Annotated in this window: 15 protein-coding genes; all 15 read left to right on the top strand. The window is 57.1% G+C overall.

From position 1 onward, the window contains the following. Window positions 1-443 precede the first annotated feature (443 nt). The 15 genes from flhD (at window position 444) to flhE (ending at window position 16,876) form a co-directional block, all read left to right on the top strand. Entirely contained in the window at window positions 444-797 is a 354-nt protein-coding gene (flhD, locus tag AB3U87_RS01575) for a flagellar transcriptional regulator FlhD (RefSeq protein WP_253460647.1), read from the top strand. Continuing rightward, entirely contained in the window at window positions 797-1,375 is a 579-nt protein-coding gene (flhC, locus tag AB3U87_RS01570; RefSeq protein ID WP_125287944.1) for a flagellar transcriptional regulator FlhC, read from the top strand. Before flhD ends, flhC begins: the two co-directional genes overlap by 1 nt. 129 nt (window positions 1,376-1,504) lie before the next feature. Beyond that, the gene (gene motA / locus AB3U87_RS01565) at window positions 1,505-2,383 is read left to right on the top strand and encodes a flagellar motor stator protein MotA (RefSeq protein WP_125287943.1); all 879 of its coding nucleotides are present in this window, start codon (window positions 1,505-1,507) and stop codon (window positions 2,381-2,383) included. Beyond that, window positions 2,380-3,405 (top strand): flagellar motor protein MotB, encoded by a 1,026-nt coding sequence (gene motB, locus AB3U87_RS01560; RefSeq protein ID WP_253460650.1) that lies wholly within the window; start codon window positions 2,380-2,382, stop codon window positions 3,403-3,405. Before motA ends, motB begins: the two co-directional genes overlap by 4 nt. 10 nt (window positions 3,406-3,415) lie before the next feature. Further along, window positions 3,416-5,401: a chemotaxis protein CheA gene (gene cheA, locus AB3U87_RS01555; protein WP_301252255.1), complete on the top strand. Its 1,986-nt coding sequence runs from the start codon at window positions 3,416-3,418 to the stop codon at window positions 5,399-5,401. 24 nt (window positions 5,402-5,425) lie between these two features. Beyond that, the gene (gene cheW / locus AB3U87_RS01550; protein ID WP_125287941.1) at window positions 5,426-5,923 is read left to right on the top strand and encodes a chemotaxis protein CheW; all 498 of its coding nucleotides are present in this window, start codon (window positions 5,426-5,428) and stop codon (window positions 5,921-5,923) included. A 208-nt stretch (window positions 5,924-6,131) separates the two neighbouring features. Further along, window positions 6,132-7,793, top strand: coding sequence for a methyl-accepting chemotaxis protein (locus AB3U87_RS01545; RefSeq protein ID WP_394148168.1), 1,662 nt, complete (start codon window positions 6,132-6,134; stop codon window positions 7,791-7,793). Window positions 7,794-8,108: 315 nt separating this feature from the next. Beyond that, window positions 8,109-9,767: a methyl-accepting chemotaxis protein gene (locus tag AB3U87_RS01540; RefSeq protein WP_394148166.1), complete on the top strand. Its 1,659-nt coding sequence runs from the start codon at window positions 8,109-8,111 to the stop codon at window positions 9,765-9,767. 332 nt (window positions 9,768-10,099) lie between these two features. After that, complete coding sequence (gene cheR / locus AB3U87_RS01535) at window positions 10,100-10,966, top strand: protein-glutamate O-methyltransferase CheR (RefSeq protein WP_253460659.1); 867 nt, start codon at window positions 10,100-10,102, stop codon at window positions 10,964-10,966. Beyond that, window positions 10,966-12,015: a protein-glutamate methylesterase/protein-glutamine glutaminase gene (locus AB3U87_RS01530; RefSeq protein ID WP_394148164.1), complete on the top strand. Its 1,050-nt coding sequence runs from the start codon at window positions 10,966-10,968 to the stop codon at window positions 12,013-12,015. The genes cheR and AB3U87_RS01530 overlap by 1 nt, the downstream gene beginning before the upstream one ends. A gap of 41 nt (window positions 12,016-12,056) precedes the next feature. Further along, window positions 12,057-12,446, top strand: a complete 390-nt coding sequence (gene cheY / locus AB3U87_RS01525; protein WP_034935773.1) for a chemotaxis response regulator CheY — start codon at window positions 12,057-12,059, stop codon at window positions 12,444-12,446. Between the two features lie 9 nt (window positions 12,447-12,455). Next, window positions 12,456-13,100: a protein phosphatase CheZ gene (gene cheZ, locus AB3U87_RS01520; protein WP_125287937.1), complete on the top strand. Its 645-nt coding sequence runs from the start codon at window positions 12,456-12,458 to the stop codon at window positions 13,098-13,100. Between the two features lie 157 nt (window positions 13,101-13,257). Continuing rightward, window positions 13,258-14,403 (top strand): flagellar biosynthesis protein FlhB, encoded by a 1,146-nt coding sequence (gene flhB / locus AB3U87_RS01515; protein WP_253460665.1) that lies wholly within the window; start codon window positions 13,258-13,260, stop codon window positions 14,401-14,403. Next, window positions 14,403-16,484, top strand: coding sequence for a flagellar biosynthesis protein FlhA (gene flhA, locus AB3U87_RS01510; protein WP_369894558.1), 2,082 nt, complete (start codon window positions 14,403-14,405; stop codon window positions 16,482-16,484). The genes flhB and flhA overlap by 1 nt, the downstream gene beginning before the upstream one ends. Further along, a complete protein-coding gene (gene flhE, locus AB3U87_RS01505) occupies window positions 16,484-16,876 on the top strand; it encodes a flagellar protein FlhE (protein WP_301252233.1) in 393 nt (130 codons plus the stop codon). Before flhA ends, flhE begins: the two co-directional genes overlap by 1 nt. Window positions 16,877-17,714: the final 838 nt, after the last annotated feature.

The following is a 17,714-nucleotide window of genomic DNA, read 5'->3' as shown; positions in this document are numbered from 1 at the left end:
AAATGATCGCGTAGGGTTAAAATTTAACAAAAAAGTCCAAATTTGCTTAGTTAGTGAACTAATCAACAGCGTTTCTGAAGGATAATTTTGTCAAATTACCCCCAAAAGTGTGATCTGGATCACACTTTATCTAAAATTTTAGCTGGCCTCCGTTGTATCCGGAAATTAGAGCAGATAAAGTTGCGTTGTTTTCGGAATAGTCCTAAACCAGAGCAACTTTCAGTCAGGGAGAACGTCAGGGAAGCGGACGAAAACAAGGGAGCAGTAACCGGCAAAATGAGTTAATGACTACTTTCTGCAGGCCGCTTTCAGGGCCGCCTGGAGCTTCGCGAACGTTTGGCTTTTGCCACTTAATTTTTTGCCACAATAAGATTTACCAGCAGCAACAAAGGTAGCGGCGCAATCCGCCAACGTTTAAGTCGTGTCAGTCAGGACGGATAAAAATGGGTACATCAGAATTACTAAAAAATATTTACGATATCAACTTGTCTTATTTATTACTTGCTCAACGCCTTATTAATCAGGAAAAAGCCTCAGCAATGTTTCGTCTGGGCATTGATGAGCAGATGGCCGATGCGCTCGCTCACTTAACGCTGCCAGAAATGGTGAAGCTGGCCGAGACAAATCAGCTGATATGCCAGTTTCGCTTTACCGATCACGTAACGATTAATCGCTTAACTCAGGAATCTCGCGTGGATGATTTGCAGCAAATCCACACCGGCATTTTGTTATCCAGCCGTTTATTGCGTAATGCATCAGCTAAAAATGACGAACTGCCGAAAAAGAGGGCGAGTTAATGAGTGAAAAAAGTATTGTTCAGGAAGCGCGTGATATTCAGCTGGCGATTGAATTAATTACTTTAGGCGCTCGCCTGCAAATGTTAGAAAGCGAAACGCAGCTAAGCCGCGGCCGCTTAATTAAACTTTATAAAGAACTGCGCGGCAGCCCGCCGCCAAAAGGCATGCTGCCTTTTTCTACCGACTGGTTTATGACCTGGGAACAGAACATTCACTCTTCTATGTTCTGTAACGCCTGGCAGTTTTTACTCAAAAGCGGTTTGAGCACCGGTGTGGACGCGGTGATTAAAGCCTACCGTCTCTACCTGGAGCAATGCCCGCAACAGGACGAAGGCCCGCTGTTGGCGCTCACCCGCGCCTGGACCTTAGTCCGGTTTGTTGAGAGCGGCATGCTGGAGCTTTCCGACTGCAAATGCTGCGGCGGAAGCTTTATTAACCACGCGCACCAGCCGGTCGGCAGCTTTGTTTGCAGCCTGTGCCAGCCGCCTTCTCGTGCGGTAAAAAGACGTAAACTTATCGCAGAACCTGCCGATAACATTTCACAACTGCTGGATGAACAGGTAAAACTTGCCGTTTAATGTTCGCCACGTGGAGTGAATCCAGCAGCGGTTAAATACCGCTGCTTTTTTTTTGCCCACGCGACGGAATAAACCTGACCTAATCCGGTTCATCTTTAACCCACACGTCGCCAGACGTAAGGATTTATTGTGTTAGTTATTTTGGGGTATATCCTGGTTCTCGGGTCGGTGTTGGGCGGCTACGCAATGGTAGGCGGACATCTGGGCGCGCTTTATCAACCTTCCGAGCTGTTAATTATCGGCGGAGCGGGCATTGGCGCATTTTTAGCGGGCAATAACGGCAAGGCAATTAAAGCAACGTTAAAAGCGATGCCGCTGCTGATGAAAGGCTCGAAATACAATAAAGCGGTTTATATGGATCTGATGGCGTTACTTTATCGCCTGATGGCCAAATCGCGCCAGCAGGGGATGCTCTCGCTGGAAGCCGATATTGAAAGTCCGCAGGAAAGTGAAATTTTTGCTAATTACCCGCGCATCCTTGCCGATAAAAGACTGGTGGACTTTATCACCGATTATCTGCGACTGATGGTGAGCGGCAATATGAACGCATTTGAAATCGAAGCCCTGATGGATGAAGAGATTGAAACCTACGAACACGAATGTGACGTACCGGCTACGGCTATCGGTACGGTAGGCGACTCTTTACCCGCGTTTGGTATCGTGGCGGCGGTGATGGGCGTGGTGCACACCCTGGCGTCGGCAGATCGTCCGCCAGCCGAGTTGGGCGAGCTGATCGCTCACGCGATGGTCGGTACCTTCCTGGGTATTTTGCTGGCGTACGGGTTTATTTCCCCGCTGGCCGGACTGCTGCGTCAGAAATGTGCTGAAACCACCAAGATGATGCAGTGTATCAAGGTCACGCTGCTTTCCAGCCTGAATGGCTATGCGCCGCAGATCGCCGTTGAGTTTGGCCGTAAAACGCTGTACTCCACCGAGCGGCCATCCTTCTCTGAGCTGGAAGAGCACGTTCGTAACGCGAAATCGCCGGCGAAAGGTCAGGACGCATGAAGAACGACAATCACCCGATTATCCTGGTTAAGAAGAAAAAGCATTCCGCGCACGCGGGCGGCCACGGCTCCTGGAAGATTGCCTATGCCGACTTTATGACCGCGATGATGGCCTTTTTCATGGTGATGTGGCTGATTGCGATCGCCAAGCCTCAGGAATTAGCGGGGATTGCCGATTACTTTAAGACGCCGCTGCGGGTGGCTATCACCGGCGGCACCAAAACCAGCGAAAGCACCAGCGTTATTCCTGGCGGCGGTATGGATCCCAGCCAGCAGAAAGGCGAAGTGCACAAGGTTATCGATATGGACGCGGAGAAACGCAAGCTGGACGATATCCGCTTAAACCGTCTGCGCGAAAAGCTGGATCAGCTGATTGAAGCCGATCCGCGTCTGAAGGCGCTGCGCCCGCACCTGATTATCAACATGGTGGAAGAGGGCCTGCGTATTCAGATTATCGACAGCCAGAATCGACCGATGTTTAAAACCGGCAGCGCGGACGTCGAGCCTTATATGCGCGATATCCTGCGGGCCATTGCGCCGATCCTGAACGATATTCCGAACAGGATCAGCCTGGCAGGCCATACGGACGATATTCAGTACGCTAACGGCCTGCGCGGCTACAGCAACTGGGAACTGTCGGCCGACCGGGCCAACGCCTCGCGGCGGGAGCTGATTATCGGCGGGCTGGCCAGCGACAAAATGCTGCGCGTGGTGGGCATGGCCGACACCATGAAGCTGAAGAACCGTGGCGGCGACGCCGCCGTCAACCGCCGTATCAGCCTGCTGGTGCTGAACCATGACACCGAAGCGCAGATTGAGAAAGAGAACTCGGAAAGCGACGCGGTACAGATCAGCGACAGCGAGCCGGCAGCATTACAGCAAATCGTGGCACCGTCCGTTCCGGGCGATGCCGCAAAAAAACCAAACCCGGCCGAGCCGCCAGGCGAACAGGCAGCACCAACTTTAACACCAGCATCGCCTGTGCCAGCGGCCCAGACCGATCGCGACTCACAGCAGAGGTGATACCGTGAGCATGGATATCAGCGATTTTTATCAGACGTTTTTCGATGAGGCTGACGAACTGTTAGCCGACATGGAACAACACCTGTTGGGGTTAGACCCGCAGGAACCGGATGCGGAGCAGCTTAACGCTATTTTCCGTGCGGCCCACTCCATCAAAGGCGGCGCGGGCACCTTTGGTTTTACTGTATTACAGGAAACCACGCACATCCTGGAGAACATTCTTGACGGTGCGCGACGCGGCGAAATGCAGCTAAGCACGCCTATCATCAACCTGTTTTTGGAAACCAAAGATATTATGCAGGAACAGCTGGATGCCTATAAAACCGCGACCGAGCCGGACGCTGCAACCTTTGAATATATCTGTCAGGCGCTGCGTCAGCTGGCGCTGGAAGCCAAAGGCGAAAGCGCGCCCGTAGCCGTAGCGGCGCCGGCCGCGTCTGCCGCTGCTCCGGCTCCGGCCGGCCTGCGGATGGCGCTGGTGAACCTGAAACCCACTGAAATCCCGCTGATGCTGGAAGAGCTGGGCAATCTGGGCACCGTCTCCGACGTGATCAAAGGCGAAACCTCGGTAGAGGTCACGCTGGATTCCTCGGTCGGTCAGGACGATATCGTCGCCGTGCTTTGCTTTGTGATTGAAGAATCGCAGATCAAATTCCTGGATGCTTCGTCGGCTCCTGCCGTGACAGAAACCGCGCCGGCTGCCGTGGAAGAAGCGCCTGCGCCAGCTCCTCAGCCCGTTGCGGTAGCGGAAGCGGCGGCTCCGGCCAAACGTGAAGCGGCCAAAAAACCGGCGGCGGCCAAAGCCAGCGAATCCACCAGCATCCGCGTAGCGGTTGAAAAGGTCGATCAGCTGATTAACCTGGTCGGCGAACTGGTGATCACGCAGTCCATGCTGGCCCAGCGTTCCAACGAGCTGGATCCGGTAGCGCATGGCGACCTGCTGAACAGCATGGGCCAGCTGGAGCGTAACGCCCGTGACCTGCAGGAATCGGTGATGTCCATCCGTATGATGCCGATGGAATATGTCTTCAGCCGCTTCCCACGCCTGGTGCGCGATCTGGCCAGCAAGCTGGGTAAAGAAGTTGAACTGACGCTGTTGGGCAGCTCCACCGAGCTGGACAAGAGCCTGATCGAACGCATTATCGACCCGTTAACGCACCTGGTGCGTAACAGTCTGGATCACGGCATCGAATCGCCGGAAAAACGCGTGGCGGCCGGGAAATCGGGCGTCGGCAACCTGACGCTCTCTGCAGAGCACCAGGGCGGCAATATCTGTATCGAAGTGATCGATGACGGCGCCGGTCTGAACCGCGAACGTATCCTGGCGAAAGCGCTTTCTTCCGGCCTGCCGGTGAGCGACGCGATGAGCGATGAAGAAGTAGGCATGTTGATTTTCGCGCCGGGCTTCTCCACCGCCGAGCAGGTTACCGACGTCTCCGGGCGTGGCGTGGGCATGGATGTGGTGAAACGTAACATCCAGGAGATGGGCGGCCACGTAGAAATTGCCTCTAAGCAGGGCAAGGGCACGACCATTCGTATCCTGCTGCCGCTGACGCTGGCGATCCTGGACGGCATGTCCGTTCGCGTCGCTGACGAAGTCTTTATTCTGCCGCTGAATGCGGTAATGGAATCTCTGCAGCCGCTGGCTGACGATCTGCACCCGCTGGCCGGTGGCGAGCGCGTGCTGGAAGTCCGTGGCGAATACCTGCCGCTGGTTGAGCTGTGGAATGTCTTTGATGTGCAGGGCGCGAAAACCGAGGCGACTCAGGGCATCGTGGTGATCCTGCAAAGCGCGGGCAAACGCTATGCGCTGCTGGTGGACCAGCTGATTGGCCAGCACCAGGTGGTGGTCAAAAACCTTGAAAGCAACTATCGCAAAGTACCGGGCATTTCGGCAGCGACCATCCTGGGTGATGGCAGCGTGGCGCTGATTGTCGACGTGTCGGCTCTGCAGTCTCTCAACCGTGAAAAGCGTGTGGCGGGAGCCGCAGCCTGACTTTAACCGATTAAGGGTAGAACTATGACTGGAATGGCAACTGTCACTAAACTCGCTGGCGAAACCGTAGGCCAGGAGTTCCTGGTATTTACGCTGGGTGACGAAGAATACGGCATTGATATTTTGAAAGTGCAGGAGATCCGTGGTTACGATCAGGTAACCCGCATCGCCAACACGCCTGCTTTTATTAAAGGCGTCACTAATTTGCGCGGCGTTATCGTGCCTATTATCGACCTGCGTATTAAATTCGCGCAGCCGGATGTGGTTTATAACGATAATACCGTGGTGATCGTACTGAATCTTGAGCAGCGCGTGGTTGGTATCGTGGTTGACGGCGTGTCCGACGTGCTGTCGCTGACCACCGATCAGATCCGTCCTTCGCCAGAGTTTGCGGTCACCATGTCGACCGAATACCTGACCGGCCTGGGCGCGCTGGGCGAACGTATGCTGATTTTGGTCGACATCGAGAAGCTGTTGAACAGCGAAGAGATGGCGCTGATGGATACGCTGCGCAGCGCGTAATTGCCGCCTTAAATAAAGTATCAGGCACCCTGTTGGTATTATGCTGGCAGGGTGTTTTTTATGGTTTGAATAAAGTCTTGCGGCTGGATAATTAATTTAGTTATTAAAGTATCACTTCAGTAAATCTGTTTCGGGCGCACATAAAGTTCCATTAATTTACGCCGATATATTCGGTGTTGATTCATTTTACTTCTACCAAGGGTACCCTATGTTTAAACGCATTAAGGTCGTCACCAGCCTGCTGTTAGTGCTGCTGGTATTCGGCTCACTCCAATTGTTGGCGGGCGGATTATTTATTAACGCGCTGACCAGCGATAAAACTAACTTTTCTATTGCTCAGAACTCCAGTGAGAACGTCGCCGCTTTTACTGACGCCTGGGTTGCGCTAAATCAGACCCGTATTAGCATTAACCGCGGCATGTTGCGCCTGCAAAGCGAAACGGCCAACAGCATTAACAGCGCCTCGCTGACCGATATCAGCAACCAGAGCAAATCGCTGCTGGCTGATGCTGATAAATCTTATGCGCGCTACCAGGGCATTCCCAATACCAAAGGGATGGATCCGCTGATCACCGAAGCGTTAGAAAAAAATTACGAAACCTATTCCAAAGCGCTGGGCCAGATGGTGACGCTGATGGAAAACAGGCAGCTGGCCGAGATGTTCAAGATGAATATCGAGCAGAAGCAGAACGATATGCAGGATGCCTACCAGGCCTGGCGTAACGCGCAGAACGTGCTGACCACGAAAGGCGTGGCGGATAACGAAAGCGCCTATACCAAAATGCTGTGGGTGATTGGCACGGTCATGGCGCTGGTTGTCGCGCTGATCGCGCTGTGCTGGGTCGGTCTGCGTTCCGTGCTGATCAAGCCGCTGCAGGAAAATATCGCGCACATCAGCCATATCGCCGGCGGCGACCTGACCCACACGATTGAAGTGGAAGGCCGTAACGAAATGGCGCAGCTGGCCAACAGCCTGAAAGAGATGCAGCAGGCGCTGGTGCGTACCGTCAGCGACGTGCGCGACGGCTCCGACGCTATCTATACCGGCGCAAGCGAAATCGCGGCGGGCAACAACGATCTTTCTGCCCGTACCGAGCAGCAGGCCGCCTCGCTGGAAGAAACCGCCGCGAGCATGGAGCAGCTGACCGCTACCGTGAAGCAGAACGCCGAAAACGCCCGTCAGGCTTCGCAGCTGGCGCTGAGCGCGTCGGAAACGGCGCAGAAGGGCGGCAAGGTGGTGGACGGCGTGGTGAAAACCATGAGCGACATCGCGGGCAGCTCGAAGAAGATCGCCGATATTACCAGCGTGATCGACGGCATCGCCTTCCAGACCAATATTCTGGCGCTGAACGCCGCGGTAGAGGCAGCGCGTGCCGGCGAACAGGGCCGTGGCTTTGCGGTCGTGGCCGGTGAAGTCCGTAACCTGGCGCAGCGCAGCGCGCAGGCCGCCAAAGAAATCAAAGGTCTGATTGAAGATTCCGTGGCGCGCGTGGACAGCGGTTCCGTCCTGGTGGGCACCGCCGGTGAAACCATGAACGATATCGTCAACGCCGTTACCCGCGTGACCGACATCATGGGTGAAATCGCCTCTGCTTCCGACGAGCAGAGCCGCGGTATCGACCAGGTTGGCACCGCCGTAACCGAGATGGATCGCGTGACGCAGCAGAACGCCTCGCTGGTGGAAGAGTCCGCCACGGCCGCCGCCGCGCTGGAAGATCAGGCCAGCCGTCTGACTCAGGCCGTTGCCGTGTTCCGCGTACGTAAAGAGCAGGCCGCTCGCGTCGCTGCGCCTGCGCCGCGTACGCTGAAGCCCGCGTTGCGTAAAGCCGCCGCGCCAGGCGCTGAAGAAGGCAACTGGGAAACGTTTTAAGTAAAGAGCACAAGCGCTTAATCCTTAACAGCATGTTAATCAGCCCGCTCCGGCACCGTGCCCGAGCGGGCTTCTTTTTAGCCGTCGCGAGGCGGGTAGAAGGAAGCCGTCGCCACAAGCCACCTTTCTGGCTGCCGATACCGGCAGGAAATCGTGCCTGGCAGAGGTTTTCCAAAACAATTAACCAGCCGTTCTGCATGAACCAGACACATCGGCACAGCCCTGTAGTGCTTTCCGGAAAGCGCCCTACAGCTCAATAAAGATCCCCCCGCGTCTGCCGATAACTAAAACAAATAGCCCCCAACTGAGGTAGTTATGTTCAAGAGTATAAAAGTAGTGACCGGCCTGGTGAGCGTGCTGGTGTTGTTTGCTGTATTGCAGCTGGGGACCGGCGGTTTGTTCTTCAAAGCCGTGCACAGCGACAAACAGAATTTTGAATTAAGTCAGCAGATGCGCATCCTGCAACAGTCCATGGGCAACTCATGGGTGTCGCTGGTGCAGGCACGCAACACGCTGAACCGCGCCGGTATTCGTTACCTGCAGGATGTCAGCAAATCGGGCGCGGGCACCTCTGCCACCGATCTGATGACGCAGGCAAAGGCCGACCTGGCCGCTGCCGATAAATCCCTGGCGGTGTTCAACGCCACGCTGACCGAAGACGGCAAAAAAGCGGAGGACGTGCAGACGCTGCTGGCTAACTACAAGCAGTTCCACACCGCGCTTTCCGAGCTGATTGTGATGATGGAAACCGGCCGTTTTGACGACTTCGTCGCGCAGCCGACCCAAAGCTATCAGGAACAGTTCCAGCAGGCTTATAACCACTGGCTGGAAGTCGTTAATCAGCTGACGGCGCAGGGTATTAAAACCAATGAAGATGCTTACCACCAGACTATCTGGCTGCTGCTGGGCGTGCTGCTGGTTTCCGCTGCGGTCATCGCGCTGGCGTGGAGCGGCATCCGTAAACTGCTGCTGCTGCCGCTGAACAGCAATATCGAGCACATTCGTCACATCGCCAGCGGCGACCTGACGCAGACCATTGAAGTGGAAGGCCGTAGCGAAATGACGCTGTTGGCGGAAAGCCTGCGCGATATGCAGCAGTCGCTGGTGCGTACCGTCAGCGACGTGCGCGACGGCTCTGACGCTATCTATACCGGCGCGAGCGAAATTTCTGCGGGCAACAACGATCTCTCTTCGCGTACCGAGCAGCAGGCCGCCTCGCTGGAAGAAACCGCCGCGAGCATGGAGCAGCTGACCGCTACCGTGAAGCAGAACGCCGAAAACGCCCGTCAGGCTTCGCAGCTGGCGCTGAGCGCGTCGGAAACGGCGCAGAAGGGCGGCAAGGTGGTGGACGGCGTGGTGAAAACTATGAGCGATATAGCGGGCAGCTCGAAGAAAATCGCCGATATTACCAGCGTAATCGACGGCATCGCCTTCCAGACCAACATTCTCGCGTTGAACGCTGCGGTAGAGGCAGCGCGCGCGGGCGAACAGGGCCGTGGCTTTGCGGTCGTGGCTGGTGAAGTCCGTAACCTGGCGCAGCGCAGCGCGCAGGCCGCCAAAGAAATCAAAGGCCTGATTGAAGATTCCGTGGCGCGTGTCGATACCGGATCGCAGCTGGTGGAAAGCGCGGGTGAAACGATGGCGGATATTGTGAACGCCGTTACCCGCGTGACCGACATCATGGGCGAAATCGCTTCCGCATCGGGCGAGCAGAGTCGCGGTATCGATCAGGTTGGCATCGCCGTAACCGAGATGGATCGCGTGACGCAGCAGAACGCCTCGCTGGTTGAGGAATCTGCCGCCGCCGCCGCCGCGCTGGAAGTGCAGGCCAGCCGTCTGACCCAGGCCGTCGCCGTGTTCCGCATTCGTAAGGACAGCGTCGTGCAGGCTATCAGCAAGCCGATGGCCGTTGCCGCCGCGCCGAAGAAAGCGCAGGCCGCCCCGGTTTCCAACGATAACTGGGAAACGTTCTAATCCCTGAACCCCGCGCCGCCGTCTGTGGAGGGCGGCGCGAGGCTGGTTATTAAGACGGCAGGCAGTAAAAAATAAGGCTTTAACGCAATTTGGCCTCAGGAAGATCGAATTGCTGCCGATAAACAGTTAAGCAATCTGAATTTGTAGTTAGCCAGTGTCATAGCCACCGGACGATGCAAAGCAGAGCAACAGAACGCCGCGCTGGTAGTGGAAGCGGCAGCAGCCCAGGCACGCTCGGGTTGGTTCAGGAGAAGGCAAACCGCCTCGGATACTGACCCACAGGGAACACACTGTTTTAACCCCTTAATCTGTACTTTGCAGGGTGGATCTGGATGAAAAAATCGACGTTGGTAGCACCGCCGGAGAACGCAACGCTGTTGTCACAGATGGTACAGCGCCTGCCGTTATCCGATGCGCACTTTAAGCGCATCAGCCAGCTTATTTATCAGCGGGCCGGCATTGTTCTCGCCGACCATAAGCGCGAGATGGTTTATAACCGCCTGGTGCGCCGGTTACGGACGTTAGGCATCGACGATTTTGGTCGTTACCTGGCGCTGCTGGAGAGTGATTCCGGCAGTGCAGAGTGGCAGGCCTTTATCAACTCGCTGACCACTAACCTGACGGCGTTCTTTCGCGAGGCGCATCACTTTCCGATTCTGGCCGATCACGCCAGGCGGCGCGGCGGCAGTTTCAACGTCTGGTGCGCGGCGGCGTCGACGGGCGAGGAGCCTTACTCCATCGCCATGACGCTGGCGGAAACGTTAGGCGCAGGCAAGTTCCAGGTTCACGCCAGCGATATCGATACCCAGGTGCTGGAAAAAGCGCTGTCGGGCGTCTATCGCCAGGAAGAGCTGCGCACGCTGTCGCCTCAGCAGCTGCAACGCTTCTTCTTTCGCGGTACCGGCCCGCACGCTGGCATGGTGCGCGTACGGCCTGAACTGGCTAACACCATTACATTTTCCCAGCTCAACCTGCTGGGCAACGAGTGGGCCGTTCCCGGCCCGTTCGACGCGATTTTTTGCCGCAACGTAATGATCTATTTCGACAAAGAGACGCAGGAAAAGATCCTGCGGCGTTTTGTCCCGATGCTGAAACCTGGCGGCATTCTTTTTGCCGGACACTCTGAAAACTTCAGCCAGATCAGCAAAGAGTTTTACCTGCGAGGCCAGACGGTTTACGGGCTGACTAAGGAAAGATAATGGGCAAAATCAAAGTGTTATGTGTTGATGACTCTTCGCTGATGCGTCAGTTGATGACGGAGATTATTAACAGTCATTCGGACATGGAGATGGTGGCGACGGCGCCCGATCCGTTGGTGGCTCGCGATTTAATTAAAGAATTCAATCCCGACGTGCTGACGCTGGACGTGGAAATGCCGCGCATGGACGGACTGGATTTTCTGGAAAAGCTGATGCGCCTGCGGCCGATGCCGGTGGTGATGGTCTCTTCGCTGACCGGCCAGGGCTCCGAAGTGACGCTGCGCGCGCTGGAGCTGGGCGCGGTGGATTTTGTCACCAAGCCGTCGTTGGGTATCCGCGAAGGCATGCTGGCCTACAGCCAGATGATTGCCGATAAGGTGCGCGCCGCTTCAAGGGCGAAGCTGCACGTGCGTCGGACGCAGCCAGCGCCGGTGATGCTGAAGGCCGGGCCGATGCTGAGCAGTGAAAAGCTGATCGCTATCGGCGCCTCTACGGGCGGTACGGAAGCGATCAGGCATGTGTTGCAGCCGCTGCCGGCCACCAGTCCGGCGCTGATGATTACGCAGCATATGCCGCCAGGCTTCACCCGCTCTTTTGCCGAACGGCTGAATAAGCTGTGTCAGATCACGGTAAAAGAGGCAGAAGACGGCGAGCGCGTGCTGCCGGGCCATGCCTATATCGCGCCGGGCGCGATGCACATGGAGCTGGCACGCAGCGGCGCAAACTATCAGGTAAAACTGCACGACGGCCCGCCGGTCAATCGGCATAAGCCTTCGGTAGACGTGTTATTTAAATCAGTCGCGCAGTATGCCGGTCGCAACGCCGTTGGCGTGATCCTGACCGGTATGGGCAACGACGGCGCCGCAGGCCTGCTGACCATGAACAAAGCAGGCGCGTGGACCATCGCCCAGAACGAAGCGAGCTGTGTCGTATTTGGTATGCCCCGCGAAGCAATTGCGCTCGGGGGCGCCAGTGAAGTGGTGGATCTCCACCAAATCAGCCAGCACATGCTGGCAAAAATTAGCGCCGGACAGGCATTACGTATCTAACGCAGCGCCCGTCCCGCGGGGCTACACAAACAGGAGTAATTATGGCTGACAAAAATATGCGGTTTCTGGTGGTCGACGATTTCAACACGATGCGTCGTATCGTCCGTAACCTGCTGAAAGAGCTCGGCTTCAATAACGTTGAAGAAGCAGAAGACGGCGTTGACGCGCTGGCTAAGCTGCGTGCCGGCGGCTTTGACTTCGTGATTTCTGACTGGAACATGCCAAACATGGACGGTCTGCAGCTGCTGCAAACCATTCGTGCAGACGGCACGCTCGGCAAGCTGCCGGTGCTGATGGTCACGGCCGAAGCCAAAAAAGAGAACATTATTGCGGCTGCTCAGGCGGGTGCCAGCGGCTATGTCGTTAAACCTTTTACCGCAGCGACCCTTGAAGAGAAGTTAGGCAAGATCTTCGAAAAGCTGGGTATGTAAGGAGCCGAGATGAGCGAACTTCCGAAACCAAGTGTCGACGCGGCTTCCGCGAACGACATTATCTCCCGAATTGGTTCGTTGACGCGGATGCTGCGCGACAGCCTGCGTGAGCTGGGACTGGATCAGGCCATTGCTGAAGCGGCGGAAGCCATTCCCGACGCCCGCGATCGCCTGGACTACGTAGTGCAAATGACCGCTCAGGCGGCTGAACGCGCGCTGAACTGTGTGGAAGCCGCGCAGCCACGTCAGACAGAGATGGAGAATGGAGCTAAAGCGCTGAAAGGCCGTTGGGATGAGTGGTTTGAGAATCCTATCGAACTGGCAGATGCCCGCTCGCTGGTTTCGGATACCCGTGGTTATCTGGAATCGGTGCCGCAGCATACGAGCTTCACCAACGCGCAGCTGATGGAAATCATGATGGCGCAGGATTTCCAGGATCTGACCGGTCAGGTCATCAAGCGCATGATGGATGTGATCCAGGAAATCGAGCGTCAGCTGTTGATGGTGCTGTTGGAAAACATGCCGGAACAGCCTGCCCGTCCGAAGAAAGATGCGGACAGCCTGAAAAACGGCCCGCAGATTAACGGTGAAGCACCCGGCGTGGTGGCTAACCAGGATCAGGTCGACGACCTGCTCGACAGCCTCGGGTTTTAAGCTTGTCCTTCCGCTCAGGGCCGATCCTTATCGGCCCTTTTTTGCTATTACCTGAATAACCCCCTTTTTACGCGTTTACTCGCGGCATCATCCCTGCGCCTTTTTGGCATCCTAACCGCATTCATTCCGTACTCCAGAAATTCCCTGAGGATAGCCTGTGTCTGGTGACAGCGAAGAGGAAAAGACCGAATCCGCAACCCCCCACCGACTTGAAAAAGCGCGAGAAGAAGGGCAGGTTCCGCGCTCGCGCGAGCTGACCTCGGTGCTGATGCTGGTGGCGGGGTTGGGTATTTTGTGGATGGGCGGCGAAAGCATGGCCCGCAAAATCGGTCAGCTGCTGGCTCAGGGATTAGTGTTCAACCACTCGGTGGTCAGCGATACCAGCCAGATGCTGCACCTGATCGGCAGACTTTTTGTGCAGGCGGTGTATACGCTGCTGCCGATGATGGCGGGGCTGGTGCTGGTAGCGATTGCCGCGCCGATGCTGCTGGGCGGCGTGCTGATCAGCGGCAAAGCGATTAAGTTCGACGTTGGCAAGATGAATCCGATTAAAGGCTTAGCCAAGCTGGTCTCCGCGCAGACCGCGACGGAACTGGTGAAATCGATTCTGAAAGCGGTGCTGGTCGGCTGCGTGACCTGGCTGTATGTCAGCCATAACTGGCCGGAAATGATGCGCCTGATCAGCGAATCGCCCTATACGGCGCTGGCCAGCTCGCTGAACATGATTGCCATGTGCTGCGTGCTGGTGGTGCTGGGCCTGTCGCCGATGGTGGGATTTGACGTTTTCTGGCAGCTGTACAGCTACTACAAAGGGCTGCGCATGACCCGCCAGGAAATCCGTGACGAATATAAACAGCAGGAAGGCGATCCGCACGTTAAGGGGCGTATTCGTCAGCAGATGCGCGCGGCGGCCCGCCGACGCATGATGGCGGACGTGCCGAAAGCGGACGTTATCGTGACCAACCCGACGCACTATTCCGTCGCCTTGCAGTATGACGAACGGAAGATGAGCGCGCCGAAAGTGGTAGCGAAAGGCGCGGGCGAAGTGGCGCTGCGTATTCGTGAGTTAGGCAAAGAACACCGTATTCCCGTCTTAGAAGCGCCGCCGCTGGCGCGCGCGCTCTATCGACATAGTGAAATTGGTCAGCATATTCCCGGTACGTTATATGCGGCTGTTGCAGAAGTGCTGGCCTGGGTCTGGCAGCTCCGTCGCTGGAAGCTGGAAGGCGGCCTGGCCCCGAAAAAACCTGCTAATTTACCGGTGCCGGAAGCGCTGGACTTTGGCTCTGGAGAGAAAGACTGATGGCGAATCTGGCCACATTGTTGCGCTTACCGAATATGAAAGATACCCAATGGCAGATTATGGCCGGGCCGGTATTGATTATGATGATCCTGGCGATGATGGTGCTGCCGTTGCCGCCGTTCATCCTCGATCTGCTGTTCACCTTTAATATCGCGCTGTCGATAATGGTGCTGCTGGTAGCGATGTTTACCCAGAAAACGCTGGAGTTCGCTGCGTTTCCGACCATTCTGCTTTTCTCCACCCTGTTGCGCCTGGCGCTGAACGTCGCCTCAACCCGTATCATCCTGATGGAAGGGCATACGGGCGCGGCGGCGGCCGGACAGGTGGTTGAGGCCTTCGGGCACTTTCTGGTGGGCGGCAACTTCGCCATCGGTATCGTGGTTTTTATCATCCTCGTTATCATCAACTTTATGGTTATCACCAAGGGTGCTGGCCGTATCGCCGAAGTGGGCGCGCGCTTTGTGCTGGACGGGATGCCCGGTAAGCAGATGGCGATCGACGCCGACCTGAACGCCGGTCTGATTGGTGAAGACGAAGCGAAAAAACGCCGTGCGGAAGTCACCCAGGAAGCGGACTTCTACGGGTCAATGGACGGTGCGAGTAAGTTCGTTCGCGGCGACGCCGTCGCGGGCATTATGATCATGGTCATCAACGTTATCGGCGGTCTGCTGGTGGGCGTGGTGCAGCATGGTATGGACGTGGGCCACGCAGGTGAAACCTATACGCTGCTGACCATCGGTGACGGTCTGGTTGCTCAGATCCCGGCGCTGGTTATCTCAACCGCAGCCGGCGTTATCGTGACCCGCGTGGCGACCGATCAGGACGTTGGCGAGCAGATGGTTACCCAGCTGTTCAAAAATCCACGCGTGATGATGCTGAGCGCAGGCGTGCTGGGTTTACTGGGTCTGATCCCGGGAATGCCGAACCTGGTGTTCCTGCTGTTTACCGCCGCGCTGCTGGGCCTTGCGTGGTATATGCGCGGTCAGGAGACCAAACCGAAAGCCATGCCGCAGAGCAGCATGGTGAAAAGCGCGGAAACGCCGGTGAATGTAGAAGCGTCCTGGACCGATGTGCAGCTGGAAGACACGCTGGGCATGGAAGTCGGCTATCGACTGATCCCCATGGTGGACAATACGCAGGATGGCGAGTTGCTGGGTCGTATCCGCAGCATTCGTAAGAAATTCGCGCAGGAGATGGGCTTTCTGCCGCCGGTGGTGCATATCCGCGACAATATGGAGCTGCCGCCAGCGCGCTACCGTATTCTGATGAAGGGCGTAGAAATCGGCAGCGGCGACGCCTATCCGGGCCGCTGGATGGCGATCAACCCCGGCACCGCCGCAGGCACGCTGCCGGGCGAAGTGACGGTGGATCCAGCCTTTGGTCTGGCCGCTATCTGGATCGACAGCGCGCTGAAAGAGCAGGCGCAGATCCAGGGTTATACCGTAGTGGAAGCGAGTACCGTAGTCGCTACGCACCTGAACCATTTGATTGGCCAGTACGCCAGCGAGCTGTTTGGCCGTCAGGAAGCGCAGCAGCTGCTGGATCGCGTTACCCAGGATATGCCGAAGCTGACGGAAGATTTAATCCCTGGCGTGATTACGCTGACCACGCTGCATAAGGTGTTGCAGAATTTGCTGTCGGAGCGCGTTTCCATCCGCGATATGCGCACCATTATTGAAACGCTGGCGGAGCATGCGACCGTGCAGACCGATCCGCACGAGCTGACTTCCGTAGTGCGCGTGGCGCTGGGCCGGGCGATTACCCAGCAGTGGTATCCGGGCAACGGCGAAGTGCAGGTTATCGGACTGGATACCACGCTGGAACGTCTGCTGCTGCAGGCGTTGCAGGGCGGCGGCGGTCTGGAGCCGGGCCTGGCAGATCGTTTGCTGGCGCAGGCGCAGGGCGCGCTGGCGCATCAGGAGTCGCTGGGCGCGCCGCCGGTGCTGTTGGTTAACCATCCGTTGCGCGCGCTGCTGGCCCGCTTCCTGCGTCGCAACCTGCCGCAGCTGATGGTGATTTCTAACCTGGAGCTGACCGATAATCGTCAGATCCGCATGACGTCGACTATCGGTGGTCATTGATGAAAAAGGCGCTGCTGTTTTTGTGCTGTCTGCCACAGCTGGCGTTGGCTGCCGGCGGCGCCTGGCACGCCTCCGCGCCGGGGCCGGGATTGCTGAATCGCGGGATGCAGTTAACGTCGCCCGCGCTGAAGGCGTCGGAGACGGTGACCGGCGCGATAACGGAGATCAGCTGGCGCTATGAGCTGACCGGCCCAATGCCTTCCGGTTTTGCCGCCTGGCTTTGTGCCGAAAGGCGTTGCGTGCCGCTTGACGGCGCGAGCGGCGCGACGCGAGGGTTAACCAATATTCATGCCGGAGAAACGCTGCACTTTGTCTATGGCGTGCAGGGACAAGGTCGGCTGCCTCAGACGCTGCGCGTGCTGAGTAATGAAGTGATGGTGAATTACCGGTAGCCTGGCGGGCAAAGCCAGGCAGTGCAGGGCAAAAGCAGGCAGTGCAGAAAGGGGCGAAGCGATTCGCCCCTTTTTTGCGTTCTGAAGCCGGAGAAAAGCCGCTGTGACTTGGGGCAGGTTACAGAAGTCGCTGCGGGTCAAGTGGCAGGCAGCAAGGGACGGTGCGGAACACGGACGCGCCGTAAATCCATCCGTGGAGGCTCGGTTGGCGCGTCCCTGCGCCAAACGGTCCGCTTATCCGCACTGCCCCTTACCGCGGTCAGGCAGCGGTGTGGCGGTAAGAATGGCGGTGAGATCGGCGATAGGTTGCAAAGGCGGTATTGGCGATAGGTTACGCAAGTCTGCGGGAAAAGGTCGTTGCGATTAGAGGCAGGTTACAGAAGTCGCTTTGGTAAAAGTTGGCTGTGGTAAAAGGTCGCTGCGGCATGGGTAGCAGGCAGCAAGGGACGGCACGGAACACGGACGCGCCGTAAATCCATCCGTGGAGGCTCGGTTGGCGCGTCCCTGCGCCAAACGGTCCGCTTATCCGCACGGCCCCTTACCGCGGTCAGGCAGCGGCGTGGCGGTAAGAATGGTGTGGGTTTGGCGACGGGTTACGCAAGTCTGCGGAAGAAAATCGCTGCGGCATGGAGGCAGGTTACAGAAGTCGCTTTGGTAAAAGTTGGCTGTGGTAAAAGGTCGCTGCGGCATGGGTAGCAGGCAGCAAGGGTCGGTGCGGAACACGGACGCGCCGTAAATCCATCCGTGGAGGCTCGGTTGGCGCTTCCCTGCGCCAAACGGTCCGCTTATCCGCACTGCCCCTTACTGCGGTCTGGCAGCGGTGTGGCGGTAAGAACGG

Origin of the sequence: Erwinia plantamica, from assembly GCF_043420595.1 — a bacterium.
GTDB classification, from domain to species: Bacteria; Pseudomonadota; Gammaproteobacteria; order Enterobacterales; family Enterobacteriaceae; genus Erwinia; species Erwinia aeris.
Note: the sequence above shows the minus strand (reverse complement) of the source record. Positions and strands in the feature narration are given on the sequence as shown.

Bases quoted from the DNA above. Each gene is read 5' to 3' on its own strand.
- flhD (WP_253460647.1), top strand. From the start codon at position 444: ATGGGTACATCAGAATTACTAAAAAATATTTACGATATCAACTTGTCT.
- flhC (WP_125287944.1), top strand. From the start codon at position 797: ATGAGTGAAAAAAGTATTGTTCAGGAAGCGCGTGATATTCAGCTGGCG.
- motB (WP_253460650.1), top strand. From the start codon at position 2,380: ATGAAGAACGACAATCACCCGATTATCCTGGTTAAGAAGAAAAAGCAT.
- cheA (WP_301252255.1), top strand. From the start codon at position 3,416: ATGGATATCAGCGATTTTTATCAGACGTTTTTCGATGAGGCTGACGAA.
- cheW (WP_125287941.1), top strand. From the start codon at position 5,426: ATGACTGGAATGGCAACTGTCACTAAACTCGCTGGCGAAACCGTAGGC.
- AB3U87_RS01545 (WP_394148168.1), top strand. From the start codon at position 6,132: ATGTTTAAACGCATTAAGGTCGTCACCAGCCTGCTGTTAGTGCTGCTG.
- AB3U87_RS01540 (WP_394148166.1), top strand. From the start codon at position 8,109: ATGTTCAAGAGTATAAAAGTAGTGACCGGCCTGGTGAGCGTGCTGGTG.
- cheR (WP_253460659.1), top strand. From the start codon at position 10,100: ATGAAAAAATCGACGTTGGTAGCACCGCCGGAGAACGCAACGCTGTTG.
- AB3U87_RS01530 (WP_394148164.1), top strand. From the start codon at position 10,966: ATGGGCAAAATCAAAGTGTTATGTGTTGATGACTCTTCGCTGATGCGT.
- cheY (WP_034935773.1), top strand. From the start codon at position 12,057: ATGGCTGACAAAAATATGCGGTTTCTGGTGGTCGACGATTTCAACACG.
- cheZ (WP_125287937.1), top strand. From the start codon at position 12,456: ATGAGCGAACTTCCGAAACCAAGTGTCGACGCGGCTTCCGCGAACGAC.
- flhA (WP_369894558.1), top strand. From the start codon at position 14,403: ATGGCGAATCTGGCCACATTGTTGCGCTTACCGAATATGAAAGATACC.
- flhE (WP_301252233.1), top strand. From the start codon at position 16,484: ATGAAAAAGGCGCTGCTGTTTTTGTGCTGTCTGCCACAGCTGGCGTTG.